The sequence below is a fragment of the Roseovarius sp. MBR-51 genome (genome assembly GCF_053628575.1).
The window spans coordinates 1-14,278 of the sequence record NZ_JBRJGQ010000032.1 but is presented as its reverse complement, the minus strand read 5'-3'; the positions used below and the strand labels follow the sequence as shown (position 1 = coordinate 14,278).

The window sequence follows — 14,278 nt, the reverse complement described above, 5'->3', positions numbered from 1 at the left end:
ATGATTATCCAAAGTGGAAACCCGAAAATGAATCATCAGAACAACAGGTTGAAATCCCGAACTCCGCATAACGGTGACGCGGCATATTATGTCTTGGGCTATCTCGAACAGGCCTTCCCGATCCATGCACAAAAGCTTGTCGAGATCGACGGCAACATGGTGGCGGAACCTTTGCGGGATGAGACCGGCGCGCTCGTTGTCTCGCGCGAGGCGCTTGGCTTACGCGATGCGGCCATGATGGAGTTGATGACGCTGGCCCCGATCCCCTCGGCGCTCGACCAGATCCTCTGGGCCTTTGGCGACGAGGCCGTGGCAGAAGTCACGGGGCGGTCCATCCGGCCCCTCAAGGCCGAGGATGGCCATCTCTTCATCGAGAAGCGCTCCGCCAGTAGCAATTCGTCGGAGACCCAAGCCTTCATGGACGGCGAGAAGGATATCCTGATCTTTTCCGATGCGGGCGGTACGGGCCGGTCCTATCACGCGGCGCAAACGGCGAAGAACCAGAAACGGCGGCGGCACTATCTTCTGGAGCCCGGCTGGCGCGCCGATGCGGCCATCCAGGGGCTCGGGCGCACGCATCGCTCGGCTCAGGTCAGCGCGCCCTTCTTCCGGGTCTGCACCTCGGATGTGCATGGCGAAAAACGTTTCACCTCGACTATAGCCAAACGCCTCGACCAGCTGGGGGCCTTGACCAAGGGTCAGCGCGAGACCGGCTCGCAGGGCATGTTCCGCGAGGAGGACAATCTCGAAAGCCCGATCGCGCGGGCGGCGCTGCGTGGGTATTTCGCCGATCTTGCCGCCGGGCGCGCTGAGGCGATGAGCTACGAGAGCTTCACCGACTGGACAGCCCTGCGGCTGATCGACAAGGACGGGGTGCTCCTTGAGGAGCTGCCGCCGATCCAGCGGTTTCTCAACCGGGTGCTTGCGCTGCCCATCCACATGCAGAACGCGCTCTTTGCCGAGTTCATGCGCCGGATTGCCGATCAGACGGAACGGGCTCGCGCGGCGGGCATGCTCGATTTCGGCGTGGAAACCCTCCGCGGCGAAAAGATCGAACAGGTCTCCACAGAGGATCTCTGGACCTGCCCGAAATCCGGCGCAGTGACGCGGATCATCGGGCTGGAGGTCACCGACCCGGTCCACGTTCTTGGGGCCGAGGAGGCCATATCGCGCAATCCCGACAAGCTACCGATGGTAAATCGCGCCTCCGGCCGCGCGGCGCTCATCTCGGCGCGCCCCATGCAGATGTATGACGAGGACATCGTCACGCTGATGCGCAAGGCGGTGCGTCCAAACGGGTCGAGCTATCTTGAAGAGGCACGGTTTGAGTCCTCGGCTTGGGAAGAGATCGACAGGCCTGAGTTTGCAAGGCTTTGGGATGCCGAGGCTGCGTCCCTGCCGAAAACCACCACGACCAGGCTTTACCTGCTGACCGGGCTGCTGCTGCCGATCTGGAAGGACATTCCGACCACCAATGAGCGCATCTACCGGGTCACGCCGGACGGGGCGACGGCGATGATCGGGCGCACTCTGAGCGAAGAAGGGGCGGCCGCGCTGCGCGCCCGCTTCCTCGTCTCCAATCCGCAAACGCCGCAGGAGATATTAACCGCCGCCCTCGGCACCACCGCACCTGTCAATCTGGGCCGGGGTCTGACCCTGACCCGTCGTCGTGTCGCAGGCGAGATGCGCCTTGAGCTGGGCGGTGCGGATCGGGGCATGATTGAAGGTCTCAAGGTCATGGGGTGTTTCACGGAGATCATCGCCTTTCAGTTGCGGGTGTTTCTGCCGCATGGGGACGGGATCGACACGGGAAGCATTCTGGCCCGGATCGTGAGGCAGGAAGCCGCCATGACGTCAGAACAAGCCGCCTGAAAAGTCAAAGCGGGCTTCCGGTCGGGCGTCGCGGATCTGGATTTGACCGGTCTGCGCTTTCCGGGCGCGCGCAGACCAATGCCATGCCCGGTCCCCCCAAATTCAGATAGGAGGACAGACCCATGACCAATCCCCAGATCGATTATGCCGCAATGGCGGCTCAATGGCGTGTAGAGCGCGAAACCACCTTGAAGGCATCCAGAGTGGAGCTGCTCGCGCAGCTACGTGCGCTTGGCATCAGCGAGGTCGCTGTCGAATACGAAGGCTATGGCGACTCCGGCAATGTCGAGGATGTGACGGTGCAGCCTGCAGAGGTCAACCTGCCGGAGCCGCTTGTCACCGAGGTGGGCGATTTCGCCTGGTCGCTCGCCTATCACCATCACCCGGGGTTCGAAAACAACGAGGGCGGTTACGGCACGCTGACCTGGGACATAGCACTAGACAGCATCATCCTCGATCACGCGGACCGCTATGTCGAATGCTCGCACAGCTATGACGAGGGGCTTTGAGATGGCCCATCCGCTTCATCATGCTGAAAGCTCTGCCCGGAAATTCGGCGGGGTGCCGTCTGACTATCAGTCTGTGCACGATTGGTTTGACGCCTCGAAAGAGCACCTCGCGCTCTTCACGCACCGCGCCATGCGTCACCATGCGGAGGGCATCTTCATGGCCGGGACCATCTTCGGTCCCACCCTCACACTCTCGACCGGGCGGATCATTCCGACCCGCTGGGTGGCCGAGCAGTATGTGAAGGAAGACCTCGGCTTCATCCCGAGCTTCGCCGATTGGGTGAAGGCCATTCGGCCCGAGCCCTGGATGGGTCGGACCGAACGTATCGAGGCACAGGTCGATCCGCATCTCGTCTCGCCCGTGGTCGAGGTCACCTGAGATGACCGACCCGGCCTATCAGCGCCTCGGCCTGCCAGCGACGGCCTCGCCATACACCGTCTTGCGGGCTGCGGTCCGGGCGCTGCACCCCGACACGCGCGCCGTTCGCGGCTTCCGGATCGCACGCAAGCGCTTCTACCTGCAGATGCTTTGTGCCCATGCCGCGCGACAGACGGCAGGCGACGATCCGGCCCGCTGATCGTTCCCGACCACCCTCTCATCCCGACACAGCGCCCGGCCACTTGGCCGGGTCTTCCCTATTCAGGAGGTTCCCATGGCGGATTACTTCACCCATTTCTCGTGCCTGCTCGACGTTGGCACCCCCGACAAAGCTGCCCGCGCGCTCGCCCTGTTCCAGAGCTTGCGCGAAGCCGATCACGATGCCGAGGACCCGGAGGTCGCAGGCTTCGACCTCGTGCGCCAGGACGCGCCCGAGGGCAGTACCCTCTGGTTCCATGACGAGGACCACGGCGATGTCGAAGCCGCCATCCGCTTCGTCCTGCGCCTCGCGGAAGAATTCGATCTCACCGGCCTCTGGGGCTTTCAGTATGCCCTCACCTGCTCCCGACCGCGCCTCGACGCCTTCGGCGGCGGCGCGCATGTCATCGATCTCGGCACACGCAAATCCGTCGGCTGGACCAGCAGCCAGGAATGGCTGGCCGCCGCGCTGAACGGGGAGGACGTCGATGCCTTCTGTAATGGGGCCTCTTCGGTCAATAGGTAATTTGCAGACAAACACAAACCCGAACCTAAGCGTTTCGAGCGCATCGTAGACTTGAATGGTCAGATATTGGCTGACACCCCCCTTCCGGCGTGTCCGACACCATTCCATCGGTTGCTTTCCTACACCGGTTCGCGCTTCTGTCCGTGGTCGACGCAGTGGTCGCCAACTTGATGCTGGTTCGTTGCGGTTTCCGCGCGCCTATCTGAAATACGTGCTCGGAGCAGAAGCTCCGGCGACAAGGCATCGAGCGGCGTCTTCGGAAACCGCGTCCTGGTGAGGACCTCGATGGCCGGTTCTCAGGACGGCCGGATTGTTGCTTTCATTTCGCGGCGGCTAGGCTGGCTTGCATTATACCTGCCTAGCAGCTTGGAATTCGGTATTGTCTACCCACATCCGATGCAGAATTACACCCATCCTACGTGCCAGAGCGACCGCCGCCCGTTTCGCCCCACGCCGACGAACGACCCGCTCCGCCCAGGCGCGCAACCAAGTCTGCTTCTTGGAGCGGTGGATCACCACCGTGGCAGCTTGATAGAGCGCGGTCCTCATGTCTAGGTCGCCAGCTTTGGTGACACCGCCGATGATATCCGTCTCTCCGGATTGGTAGCGACGAGGTGTCAATCCGATTGATGGGCCAACATCTTTCGACCGCCGAAACCTGCCGGGGTCATCGATGGTTGACCGGACGGTCAATGCGACGACCGGACCAATACCGGGCATCGTCATCATCAAGCGGCAAACCGGATCCTCGCGCGTGATGTCCCGTGCCATACGTTCTAGGCGCACAAGCTCGCTGCGCAACGCAGCCCGAGCCCTGAGCATCGGTTCGATTGAAAGCTGGATGAGCTTGTTGCCTTCGGTCAATTCGCGAACCCGGTCTTCAAAGCTGACTTTGCCGATCCGACCAAGTCGAAGTCCGAAATTGCGCAGCATGCCCCGAATGGACATCTCGATGTTGATAGCGGCGTCTTGCACGGATCGGCGCGCACCGAGAAGCACCCTCAGCTCCTGTGCGGAAAGCGACTTGCAATGGACCGGCCGGAACCAGCCCATTTGCAGCAAACGTGCCAGGCCAGCAGCATCGCGGCGATCGGTCTTTACCGGCGCCGCTTTCAAGGCGGCTTTCACCTGCCGTGTCTCCATGAGCACCACTGGCAGCCCAAGGTCGGTCAAAGACTTATGAAGCCACTGGGACAAGGGCCCGGCTTCGATACCGATCGCCTCTACCACTCCCGGAATGCCCCTGATGCAGGCGTCCAATGCTCCGGGGTCACTTGCGACTTTCGTTTCCTTCACAAGCTTGCCGTGTTCGTCCACGGCGCAAACCGCACAATTCTCGAGAGATACGTCGATGCCAACGAAAACGCCCATAGGTCACTCCCCTTTTGATCAAAACGACAGGCAGCTTGAATCAAGCGACGAAGTGCCCGAGTTTCCTAGCGGGAAAAGTTCGAAAGCAGCTTCAGCGCCGGGCGCCCGCCCCATTACGGCATCTGAAATCATCTGCACAACAGTCTACCAGTTCCCCGAACTCTCGGATGCCGCCAAGGAAAAGGCGCGCAGCTGGTATCGCGAACTCGGCCCACACGACGACTGGTGGGACGCGGTCTATGAGGATTTCGAGCGGGTCTGCGAAATCCTCGGCATCCGCCTGAAGACCACGCCCCTCCGCCTGATGGGCGGCGGCACGCGGGCAAAGCCCTGCATTTGGTTCTCCGGGTTCTGGAGCCAGGGCGACGGGGCCTGCTTCGAGGGCTACCTTAGCCATGCCAAGGGTGCGGCCGCGCGCATCCGCGACTACGCGCCCCAAGACGCGGCGTTGCACGGCATCGCCGACCGGCTGCAGGCCATCCAGCGGCGCAACTTCTACCAGCTGGCCGCCGAGGTCTGCCATCGTGGCCGCTATTACCACGCATACGCGATGTCGATCGACGTCAGCCGCGACAGCCCGACCTGGCAACCGCCAACCGAGGAGGCCGAGGAGATCGTGACCGAGGCGCTGCGTGATCTGGCCCGGTGGCTCTACCGCCAGCTTCAGGCTGAATACGACCACCTGACCTCGGATGAGGCCATCGAGGAAGGGATCATCGTCAACGAGTACACCTTCACCGAAGGAGGGCGCCGCTTCGGGTGAGACCGCACGGTTGAAAACTGTCAGAAATTGGTACAATTTTCTGACAACGGAGCGATTATGGAGCGCTTAGCCGAGAGCATTATGAAGGTCGCGACGACGTTGCCGGAGGGGGTGCCCTTGGCAGCGAAGGGACTCTTGCATCTCGGATCACGCGCGGCGGTTGATCAAACGCTGTCGCGCCTTGCCGCGCGCGGCGATTTGATCCGTGCCGGACGCGGCATCTACATGCGCCCTGTCCAGACACGCTTTGGGCCGCGTAGTCCCTCAACCGAACAAGCGATCGAAGCTCTGGCTGTGCAACGGGGCGAGACGATCGTGCCGAGTGGTGCCGCCGCCGCAAACGTTCTGGGCCTCACGACACAGGTGCCGGTCAAGTCGGTTTACCTCACCTCAGGGCGAAGCCGCGTGCTGAACCTTGGCCGCCAAGCGGTCGAACTGCGTCATGCGCCGCGTTGGCAGTTGGCCCTTGGGAGCAAGACATCTGGCCAGGCCATCCGTGCGCTGGCATGGCTCGGGCCGGATGAGGCTCCCAAGGCCCTGCAAATCCTGAGATCCAAGCTCACGGAGACGGCAAAGACAGAACTGGTGTCCGCCGCGCCGCAGTTCCCGACTTGGCTGGCACGATTGGTTGGAGAGATGGTCCATGGCTGAGGCATTCCTGCGCCTCAGCGGCAAAGACCGGCTTGGCCGGCCGTCTGCGACCGGTCAGCCTGCTCGCGCGATCGCTTCGACCAGGACTGCCTTCGTTACTCCCTGTGCATTGCCCTGAAGAATCTGAAATCCCTCTGACACCAACAACTTGCCTGTGATGGCATCAACCAGCGCAGGATTCATTTTCTCGGCGACTGCGAGCGCTCCCCGGGAAGCATCAGGAAATCTGGAGCAGGCTTCAACGACGTAGTCGGTGCCCATCGCCTGGGCGACGGCGGCGATGTCGAACATATCCCGGGGCTGGAGGTGTGAGCCGCGGAAGACTACCTTCTTGGCCAGGATTTCGGCTGGCGTCTCGAGTTTGACGCGTCGTCCGCGGATTTCGGAAATGACATACGGTTCTTGGGTGACTGGGTCGCAGCAGATGAAGTCGATCTCGCCGACGCCATTGAACACGATCTTCAAGGCGCGCGTGCCATCGGTCTCATAGTCGCTCGGTGCGAGTGCGAGATTGTATCCTTGCGTCTCAGGGTTCAAATACGGGAGGTACTGGGCATCGTCGATGAAGAGGTCGATGTCGTGGCTTTCGCGATGCTTGATTTGGAGCATGAGAGCCGTTCCGCCCCCAAAGCTCCAGTTCGTCATGCCGATACCCTGACCGTTGGCTTGGTCAACGATCGCTACAGCCGCGTCAAAAAGCTCGGGCCAGCGGCTTGGCTGCGGGACGTTCATTCAGATCGCGAGCGGGAGCTTGTATCCGGCGAGCTCGGAGAATTTTTTTGCGACCACGATGACTGCGTCCTTGCTGACACCCATCTCGTCGATAAACGACTGCTGCAGTTTGGGCGACACTTCGGACAGGAAGGTGAACACGCTGCAATCGAAGGCATCGACGCTCTTGCTGTCGGCGATCTTTTCGGCCAGCTGGGTAGCCGTCACCTGCACGCCGTAGGGCGCGCTGACTGTCGACATCACTTTCGCTGCGACCGAGGCCATTGCATCATCTCTGTGAGGTAACTTCTCGCGTAATGTAGTCGATGGGCATCAACAAAGCAATAAAGCCCCGCTTTACCTGGGCTTCGTAGGTCTCACGCGCCACTGCCGGTCTCCGGTTTCACGAAATCTTCCGGCACCATGATCCGATAGCGCGGGTGGATCTTGCCGCCTTGAACCAAGGCTCGGTCGCCGCTGCCGAGATCAAATGCCTGCGGGTCGATCCTTTTGCGCCAAGGATGATTGTGACGGTCGGCAAAGACGAAGAACAGGCGCTTGACCTTGATCTTGCGGCAAGCCTCGAGGAGGTCGGAAAGCAGTTTCGGGCGCAGGGTTGTCAGGCTCTCGAAAGCCATGTCGAGCGTGTGGAAACTCTCATGGTCGGGCAACTCGTCCATGGCCTCCAGGATCGCGCGCTCCGGCGTCGACATCGTGAGACCCCAGTCCCACGGCTGGCCGGTCGTCATGCCTTCGATCAAGCCCAGTTTCGGGTCGGCAAACAAGGATCGGGGGCGGGTTCTTATCGGGGCATCCATCGGCAGTTTCGCCAGCCAATTGGGGATACTGACCCCATAGACCCAAACTGGAGCGCTTTCGCCGAGGCGCAGATAGTGGGCATGTCCCTGTTCGCCGAGCGCCGTGGTGCCGCCAACATGCAGGTCATGACCCATGATATGCTGCGTGGAGAGGATGCAGGTCTTCCAGTCGATGCTGTTCGACGTCGGGGGGGCTGCGGTTCTGGGGAGTGGGCGGCGGAATACGCCTCGGGTGATGCGGTCGAGCCAGCCGCGCTTCACATAGTCACGGAAGCTCTCATAGGCGATGCCTTGGGAGACGAGCCACGCGGCATCGACCAGATACCCGGCGGGCACGGCATCAAGCAGCTTCTTCAGATTCTGTGACCTTACGGCGTCCATGATGCCTAAAGTGACATATTTTTAAAGAGAGCACCATGGATTTCTTTGACGGAAGCGACACTTTAGCGTTTCGGACGCTCCAAAGTCAGAATTTCCAAAGAACTGAGGGTAGCCCTAATTGATGGGAGATTTGAATGCGCGGGGATAAGGGACGGCTATAGGTTTGCGGTGGTTGCCGAAGGTCGCAGCGGTGTACCTCTCGGAGAGCCGCCGCGACCAGACCGTGGTCCTTCGGACAGAAGCTTGACCGAGGCTGATGTCCCTAAGCGCCCCTGCCAACCTATAGGTTGGCAACTACGCTCGGTTTGCCAAGCCACGGTATCGTTCTCAATAGCGATTGCCTTGTCCTACAATAGCTTGCGGGCCCGCAGTGGAGCCCGACAAGACGTGTTCGACTACATCGAGTTCTTCTACAACCCGCAGCGCAAACACGTTAAGAACGGCATGCTGTCACCGATCGCCTTCGAACAGCAGCAGAAACTGAAACTGCAAGGAGTCTAGCAAACTAGGGGCTGTTCACTGACCCTAAGAACCTCGTCCCGTTGTCAAACCCGCTATGGACTGCGCAAGGGAGTCACGGTCCAGCCCGAAGTGGTGATAGAGGTCGCCGATTGTGCCAGTCTGGCCGAAATGCTCGACCCCGTGTGACACTGTCTTGTGCCCGCCGACCGACCCTAGCCAGGCCAAAGTGGCCGGGTGTCCGTCAATGGCCGTGACCAGCAGACAATCTCGTGGCAGGTCCGCCAACAATGTCTCAATGTGGCTGCGTGCCGCCCGGTTACCACGTGCGCGGGCGCGCTGTGCGGCCGTCCAGCCCGCGTTCAGCCGATCGGCCGAGGTAACGGCCAGCACCCCCACATCGCGGCGGTGTTCGCCGATGATGCCCGCTGCCGCAATAGCCTCAGGCGCTACAGCCCCCTGATAGGCGATCACTGACTGGCAATTTGGTCCGGGCTTTCGCAGCCAGTAAGCTCCGTCGATGGCTCCTTGCAAGAAGGCGTTGTCGTGGCGCTTGCCCGGCTGTTCGAGCGGGTTTGTCGTCAACCGCAGATAGACCGACCCGCCTGTTTTGTCGCGCAGCCAGGTGCGTTCGTCCGGGTCGCCATCGCCGTCGCGTTGAAGGTAGTCGAAGGCCCATTCCATGATCACCGCCAATTCATCGGCAAAGGCCGGTTCAAACGCCGCCAAACCATCCTGCGACATGCCGGTCAAGGGTGTCCCGATGGACTGATGCGCGCCGCCTTCGGGCGCCAGTGTAACGCCCGACGGGGTGCCGATGATGATGAAGCGGGCATCCTGATAGCAGGCATAATTCAGGGCATCGAGGCCCCGATGCACAAAGGGGTCATAGACTGTGCCGATGGGGAACAGCCGCTTGCCGAATAGGCTGTGTGACAGGCCCGCCGCCCCCAGCAGCAAGAACAGGTTCATCTCGGCGATGCCCAGTTCGATATGCTGTCCCTCGGGCGCAAACTCCCACTTCGCGGTCGAGGGGATGCGGTGCTCAATGAAGGCATCGGCCTGCGGCTGACGCGCAAACAACTTGCGCCGGTTGACCCAGGGGCCGAGGCTGGTGGTTCCCGTTACGTCAGGCGAGGTGGTAACGATCCGCGCGGCCAACGCAGAGGAGCTCTTGGAAAGATCGTCGAGGATCTTGCCGAAGGCAGCCTGGGTCGAGATCTCGCGGCCAGTATCGACGATGATCTTCGGCACGGCAATGCGGTCGTCGTGATAGCGGCGGCTGCCATTTGCAAAAAACGGCACACGCGAGAGGAAACTGCGCAGGGCGGTCGGGTCTTGGACGGTGGCCATCGGCTCCCACTCCTGGCCCTGCGGCACGCCCATGTGCCTTTGCCATGACGCAAACTGAGTGGGGTTCATCAGCCCGCCGTGGTTGTCCTTGTGGCCGGCAATCGGGGTGCCCCAGCCCTTGATCGTATAGGCGAGAAAGCAGGTCGGCCGGTCGTGGGTGACGGCGTCAAACGCCTCGGCCATGGTCTGCACGCAGTTGCCGCCAAGGTTTTCCATCAGCGCTGCCAATCCTGCGTCGTCGCGCCGGTCGATCAGCGCCGACACATCGCCCTGATCGCCCAGATCCTCCATCAGCCGCTTGCGCCAGACGGCCCCGCCCATAAAGGTCAGCGCGGCGTATTGCTGGTTCGGGCAGCGGTCGATCCAGTCGCGCAGGGCGCTGCCTCCCGGCTCGGCAAAAGCCGCGCGTTGCAGGGCGCCGTATTTGACCCGCACCACATCCCAGCCGAAGGCGTCGAAGATCTGCTCGATCCGCGCAAACAGCCCTTCACGCACGATCCCGTCCAGCGACTGGCGGTTGTAGTCGATGATCCACCAGCAGTTTCTCAGATCGTTCTTCCAGCCCTCTTGCAGCGTCTCATAGACGTTGCCTTCGTCCATCTCGGCATCACCGACCAACGCCACCATGCGGCCCAAAGGCAGATCGCCGCCCCAGTCCTTGGCGGCGATATAGTCCTGCACGATCGACGCAAACGACGTGATCGCGACGCCAAGGCCGACCGATCCGGTAGAGAAATCGACATCATCCACGTCCTTGGTCCGGCTGGGGTAGCTTTGCACCCCACCGAAACCGCGGAAATTCTCCATCTTTTCGCGGGTCTGGTTGCCCATCAGATACTGGATGGCGTGAAAGAGCGGCGAGGCATGGGGTTTGACCGCGACCCGGTCTTGTGGCCGCAGCGCGTGGAAATAGAGCGCTGTCAGGATCGACACCATCGAGGCCGACGACGCCTGATGCCCGCCGACCTTGATCCCGTCTACCTTGGGCCGGATGTGATTGGCGTGATGGATCATCCAGTGCGACAACCACAGCAAGCGCTGTTCAATGGTTTTCAGATGGGGAAAATCAGGCATCGGCAACTCCTTTAGGCAAGAATATCGCAGTCCTTGGGCGAGATACCTGCATTTTACCTGTCTTTTCGCACTCCGATTGCTCATATTCGGCGTCAAATTGACAAGGGGCGCTGATTTTCGGCGTATATCATGTGAAACTGGATCAGATCGACCACCGAATTCTGAAAGAACTGCAGGCAGATGCGCGCATCTCACATCAGGAACTGAGCGAGCGTGTCGGCCTGTCGCCCTCACCCTGTGCGCGGCGCATCCGTCGGCTAGAGGCCGACGGCTTCATCACCGGCTACAGCGCCGTGGTGGACGAGGTACGCATGGGCTTTGGCTTCAGTGTCTTCGTCTCTGTCAAGCTGGATCAGCAGGTGGACCGCAAACTTGTCGAGTTCGAGCGTGAGGTCAAACTCTGCCCCGAAGTTGTGGAGTGTTGGCTGATGACCGGCAGCTTCGACTATCTACTTCGAATTTCGGTTGCCGACCTGAACGACTTCGAGCACTTTTTGACTGGACGTCTAACGAAGATCGGCGGAGTCGCTTCGATTGAGTCTTCAATACCTATCCGATGGGTAAAGCGGCAATCCGCGCGGATCAGCTGAGCTTAGGACGAGACTCCAGACGCAATCAAGTCCACCAGATGACTGATCAGATCGCCCGCAAGAAGATAGCCTAGACCTGTTCACCTAGCAGCCCGGAGAGAGCCGCGTTGATCTGCGGCATGTAATCAGGCTCGATGGCGAAAAGACCAAGATGGCCTGCCTTGCCTTCGATCACGGTCAGGCGGGCACCGGGGATCAATGCTGCCTCTGCGATGCAGGTGGTCACAGGGAAAATCTGGTCTGACGATATCGGCATCAGCAGCACCTTCGACTTCACCTTCGCGTAGGCGGCCTTTGCATCGCCGCCCGCAATGCCACCCACATCGGCGCGTTGCCATTTACTGACCTGTGCCAGCAGGTTGTTGGCATCCATCGGCGCGAAATAGCCGGTCATGAAATCGGTCAGAAAGGCATCCAGAGACGCATGGCCCAAGGGTTCCCACCCCTTGCGGTCTAGAAAATCAGGGCACCAAGCAAGGTTTGTCCAGTAAAGCGCGTGCTGGCGCAGTGGCACTGCCATGTCGGCAGCGGCATAGGCTCCGCCGTTGAAGCCTGGAGCAGAGGTCAGGATGTCCTGCACGATCTTGCCTATGACCACGGCATGGGGGCGCGTGGTGCCAACCCCCGCCAAGGCCGCAACACGCTGTGCAAAACCGGGGTAACGGCAGGCTGTTGATTTTCACTCAGAAGTGAGCCGGTTTTTTCACCGAGAAGTGAGCCACCTCTGATTATGGATTTCGGTTCATGCTGGGGTCAAGTGCGGGTTTGTCTCCTTCTTTTTTTGTGCGGCGGCTGAACTTGCCTTGAAGCGGAAGCTATCGTTTCCGGACTCCAAGATGTGGCAGCGGTGGGTGAGGCGGTCGAGCAAGGCTGTGGTCATTTTGGCGTCACCAAAGACCGTGGCCCATTCGCTGAAGCTGAGGTTGGTGGTGATCACGACGCTGGTGCGCTCGTAGAGCTTGCTCAAGAGGTGGAATAGCATGGCCCCGCCCGAGGCGCTGAATGGCAGGTATCCAAGCTCATCGAGGATCACGAGGTCGAGCCGGGTCAAGCCTTCGGCGATTTGGCCGGCCCTTCCTTTGGCCTTTTCCTGCTCGAGGGCGTTGACCAGTTCGATGGTCGAGAAGAAGCGGACCTTGCGACGGTGATGCTCGATAGCCTGGATACCGAGTGCCGTTGCGACGTGGGTCTTTCCTGTGCCTGGGCCACCGATCAGGACCACATTCTGGGCACCGTCCATAAACTCGCAGCGGTGCAGGGTCCTGAAAGTGGCTTCGTTGATCTCGCTGGCGGCGAAGTCGAAGCCAGAGAGGTCCTTGTAGGCCGGGAAGCGGGCCGACTTCATGTGATACGCGATTGACCGGACCTCGCGTTCGGCCAATTCGGCCTTGAGAAGTTGCGACAGAATCGGGATGGCGGCTTCAAAGGCCGGCGCGCCTTGCTCGATCAGATCGGTGACAGCCTGTGCCATGCCATACATCTTCAGGCTGCGCAGCATTATGACGATGGCGCCAGCGGCGGGATCATGACGCATGACGGCCTCCAGCGATCTGGGAGCGCAGACCGTCATAGCGTTCGACATTGGCCTTGGGTTCACGGCGCAGGGCCAGTGCCTGTGGCGTATCCAGTGGCGGTCCGTCGATCACCTTGCCGTCGACCAGCCGGTGCAGCAGATTCAGCACATGGGTTTTGGTCGGCACGCCCTCGGTCAGTGCCAATTCTACGGCGGTGAGCACGGCTTGCTCATCATGCTGCAAGACGAGTGCGAGGATATCGACCATCTCGCGGTCGCCGCCGGGCTTGCGGAGCATGTGATCCTGCAACTGTCTGAAGGCAGGCGGTAATTCCAGGAAGGGTGCGCCGTTCCGAAGAGCCCCGGGCTTGCGTTGGACGACCGCCAGATAGTGCCGCCAGTCGTAAATCGTCTTTGGTGGCAACTTGTGACTGCGCTCGATCACGCGGGCATGTTCGCACAGGATGTTGCCCTCAGCCGCTACCACCAGCCTGTCCGGATAGATCCGAAGGCTGACGGGGCGGTTCGCAAATGACGCCGGAACACTGTATCGATTGCGCTCGAAGCTTATCAGACAGGTGGGCGAGACGCGCTTGCTCAGTTCGACAAAGCCGTCAAAGGCCACGGGCAGCGGCATCAGCGCCGCCTGCTCTTCGGCCCAGACATCAGCAATCGTGCCAGGCAGTTTGCCATGCTGGGTCACCCGCCACAACTCGAAGCAGCGCTCTTCCAGCCAAGCATTCAGCGCGGCAAGGTCGGGGAAGTCCGGCATGCCTTGCAGCATCTGGTGGCGGGCATCGCGAACGTTCTTCTCGACTTGCCCCTTCTCCCAACCCGCCGCAGGATTGCAGAACTCCGGCTCATAGACATAGTGGTTCGTCATGGCGAGGAAGCGCATGTTGATCTGCCGCTCCTTGCCGCGGCCGACGCGATCCACCGCCGTGCGCATGTTGTCGTAAATCCCACGACACGGCACGCCGCCAAAGACCCGGAACGCGTGCCAGTGGGCATCGAACAGCATCTCATGGGTTTGCAACGGATAGGCACGCAACAGAAAGGCCCGGCTGTGTGACAGCTTGATATGCGCCATCTGAAGCTTGGTGCGCTCCC

Annotated in this window: 16 protein-coding genes and 1 pseudogene; 9 read left to right on the top strand and 8 right to left on the bottom strand. The window is 60.9% G+C overall.

Annotation, left to right across the window (positions count from 1 at the left end):
* The 5 genes from ACSSVY_RS21610 to ACSSVY_RS21590 all read left to right on the top strand — a co-directional run.
* Positions 1–1,872: strawberry notch C-terminal domain-containing protein (locus tag ACSSVY_RS21610; protein ID WP_454272015.1), on the top strand; the 1,872-nt coding region annotated here is incomplete at its 5' end.
* Positions 1,873–1,994: 122 nt separating this feature from the next.
* Positions 1,995–2,381, top strand: coding sequence for a DUF6878 family protein (locus ACSSVY_RS21605; protein WP_454272014.1), 387 nt, complete (start codon positions 1,995–1,997; stop codon positions 2,379–2,381).
* Between the two features lies 1 nt (position 2,382).
* Positions 2,383–2,760, top strand: coding sequence for a DUF6915 family protein (locus tag ACSSVY_RS21600; RefSeq protein WP_454272012.1), 378 nt, complete (start codon positions 2,383–2,385; stop codon positions 2,758–2,760).
* Position 2,761: 1 nt separating this feature from the next.
* Positions 2,762–2,959, top strand: a complete 198-nt coding sequence (locus ACSSVY_RS21595) for a hypothetical protein (protein ID WP_454272010.1) — start codon at positions 2,762–2,764, stop codon at positions 2,957–2,959.
* A 75-nt stretch (positions 2,960–3,034) separates the two neighbouring features.
* Positions 3,035–3,484 carry a hypothetical protein gene (locus ACSSVY_RS21590; RefSeq protein WP_454272008.1) on the top strand — a complete coding sequence of 150 codons (450 nt, stop codon included), beginning with the start codon at positions 3,035–3,037 and terminating at the stop codon, positions 3,482–3,484.
* A gap of 348 nt (positions 3,485–3,832) precedes the next feature.
* Here the strand turns inward: ACSSVY_RS21590 and ACSSVY_RS21585 are convergent, their stop codons facing one another.
* On the bottom strand, positions 3,833–4,855 hold the full coding sequence (locus tag ACSSVY_RS21585; RefSeq protein WP_454272006.1) for an IS110 family transposase: 1,023 nt from the start codon (positions 4,853–4,855) through the stop codon (positions 3,833–3,835).
* A gap of 112 nt (positions 4,856–4,967) precedes the next feature.
* On the opposite strand from ACSSVY_RS21585, the gene ACSSVY_RS21580 reads away from it, so the two are divergent.
* Positions 4,968–5,618, top strand: a complete 651-nt coding sequence (locus ACSSVY_RS21580) for an antitoxin of toxin-antitoxin stability system (RefSeq protein WP_454272017.1) — start codon at positions 4,968–4,970, stop codon at positions 5,616–5,618.
* 57 nt (positions 5,619–5,675) lie between these two features.
* Complete coding sequence (locus ACSSVY_RS21575) at positions 5,676–6,269, top strand: DUF6088 family protein (RefSeq protein ID WP_454272004.1); 594 nt, start codon at positions 5,676–5,678, stop codon at positions 6,267–6,269.
* Between the two features lie 54 nt (positions 6,270–6,323).
* On the opposite strand, the gene ACSSVY_RS21570 is transcribed toward ACSSVY_RS21575, so the two are convergent.
* The 3 genes from ACSSVY_RS21570 to ACSSVY_RS21560 form a co-directional block, all read right to left on the bottom strand.
* Positions 6,324–7,001, bottom strand: coding sequence for a nucleotidyl transferase AbiEii/AbiGii toxin family protein (locus ACSSVY_RS21570; RefSeq protein ID WP_454272003.1), 678 nt, complete (start codon positions 6,999–7,001; stop codon positions 6,324–6,326).
* Positions 7,002–7,265 (bottom strand): hypothetical protein, encoded by a 264-nt coding sequence (locus ACSSVY_RS21565; protein WP_454272002.1) that lies wholly within the window; start codon positions 7,263–7,265, stop codon positions 7,002–7,004.
* A 92-nt stretch (positions 7,266–7,357) separates the two neighbouring features.
* A complete protein-coding gene (locus ACSSVY_RS21560) occupies positions 7,358–8,179 on the bottom strand; it encodes a type IV toxin-antitoxin system AbiEi family antitoxin domain-containing protein (protein WP_322243461.1) in 822 nt (273 codons plus the stop codon).
* 360 nt (positions 8,180–8,539) lie between these two features.
* Here ACSSVY_RS21560 and ACSSVY_RS21555 point away from each other — a divergent pair.
* Positions 8,540–8,680: pseudogene (locus ACSSVY_RS21555) on the top strand (IS3 family transposase); the annotation flags it as partial.
* 24 nt (positions 8,681–8,704) lie between these two features.
* Here ACSSVY_RS21555 and ACSSVY_RS21550 read toward each other — a convergent pair.
* Positions 8,705–11,065, bottom strand: coding sequence for a 1-deoxy-D-xylulose-5-phosphate synthase N-terminal domain-containing protein (locus tag ACSSVY_RS21550; protein ID WP_322243460.1), 2,361 nt, complete (start codon positions 11,063–11,065; stop codon positions 8,705–8,707).
* A gap of 137 nt (positions 11,066–11,202) precedes the next feature.
* Here ACSSVY_RS21550 and ACSSVY_RS21545 point away from each other — a divergent pair, with 137 nt between their 5' ends.
* Positions 11,203–11,655 (top strand): Lrp/AsnC family transcriptional regulator, encoded by a 453-nt coding sequence (locus ACSSVY_RS21545; protein WP_125327899.1) that lies wholly within the window; start codon positions 11,203–11,205, stop codon positions 11,653–11,655.
* Between the two features lie 70 nt (positions 11,656–11,725).
* Here ACSSVY_RS21545 and ACSSVY_RS21540 read toward each other — a convergent pair whose 3' ends face one another.
* From ACSSVY_RS21540 to istA, 3 genes are all read right to left on the bottom strand, one after another.
* A complete protein-coding gene (locus tag ACSSVY_RS21540) occupies positions 11,726–12,286 on the bottom strand; it encodes a hypothetical protein (RefSeq protein WP_454271999.1) in 561 nt (186 codons plus the stop codon).
* A 111-nt stretch (positions 12,287–12,397) separates the two neighbouring features.
* Positions 12,398–13,189: an IS21-like element helper ATPase IstB gene (gene istB / locus ACSSVY_RS21535; RefSeq protein ID WP_454271998.1), complete on the bottom strand. Its 792-nt coding sequence runs from the start codon at positions 13,187–13,189 to the stop codon at positions 12,398–12,400.
* Positions 13,179–14,278 (bottom strand): IS21 family transposase (gene istA, locus ACSSVY_RS21530; protein ID WP_454271996.1); only part of this gene is annotated, 1,100 nt, incomplete at its 5' end. The genes istB and istA, both read right to left, overlap by 11 nt.

Bases quoted from the DNA above. Each gene is read 5' to 3' on its own strand.
- ACSSVY_RS21605 (WP_454272014.1), top strand. From the start codon at position 1,995: ATGACCAATCCCCAGATCGATTATGCCGCAATGGCGGCTCAATGGCGT.
- ACSSVY_RS21600 (WP_454272012.1), top strand. From the start codon at position 2,383: ATGGCCCATCCGCTTCATCATGCTGAAAGCTCTGCCCGGAAATTCGGC.
- ACSSVY_RS21595 (WP_454272010.1), top strand. From the start codon at position 2,762: ATGACCGACCCGGCCTATCAGCGCCTCGGCCTGCCAGCGACGGCCTCG.
- ACSSVY_RS21590 (WP_454272008.1), top strand. From the start codon at position 3,035: ATGGCGGATTACTTCACCCATTTCTCGTGCCTGCTCGACGTTGGCACC.
- ACSSVY_RS21585 (WP_454272006.1), bottom strand. From the start codon at position 4,855: ATGGGCGTTTTCGTTGGCATCGACGTATCTCTCGAGAATTGTGCGGTT.
- ACSSVY_RS21575 (WP_454272004.1), top strand. From the start codon at position 5,676: ATGGAGCGCTTAGCCGAGAGCATTATGAAGGTCGCGACGACGTTGCCG.
- ACSSVY_RS21570 (WP_454272003.1), bottom strand. From the start codon at position 7,001: ATGAACGTCCCGCAGCCAAGCCGCTGGCCCGAGCTTTTTGACGCGGCT.
- ACSSVY_RS21565 (WP_454272002.1), bottom strand. From the start codon at position 7,265: ATGGCCTCGGTCGCAGCGAAAGTGATGTCGACAGTCAGCGCGCCCTAC.
- ACSSVY_RS21560 (WP_322243461.1), bottom strand. From the start codon at position 8,179: ATGGACGCCGTAAGGTCACAGAATCTGAAGAAGCTGCTTGATGCCGTG.
- ACSSVY_RS21550 (WP_322243460.1), bottom strand. From the start codon at position 11,065: ATGCCTGATTTTCCCCATCTGAAAACCATTGAACAGCGCTTGCTGTGG.
- istB (WP_454271998.1), bottom strand. From the start codon at position 13,189: ATGCGTCATGATCCCGCCGCTGGCGCCATCGTCATAATGCTGCGCAGC.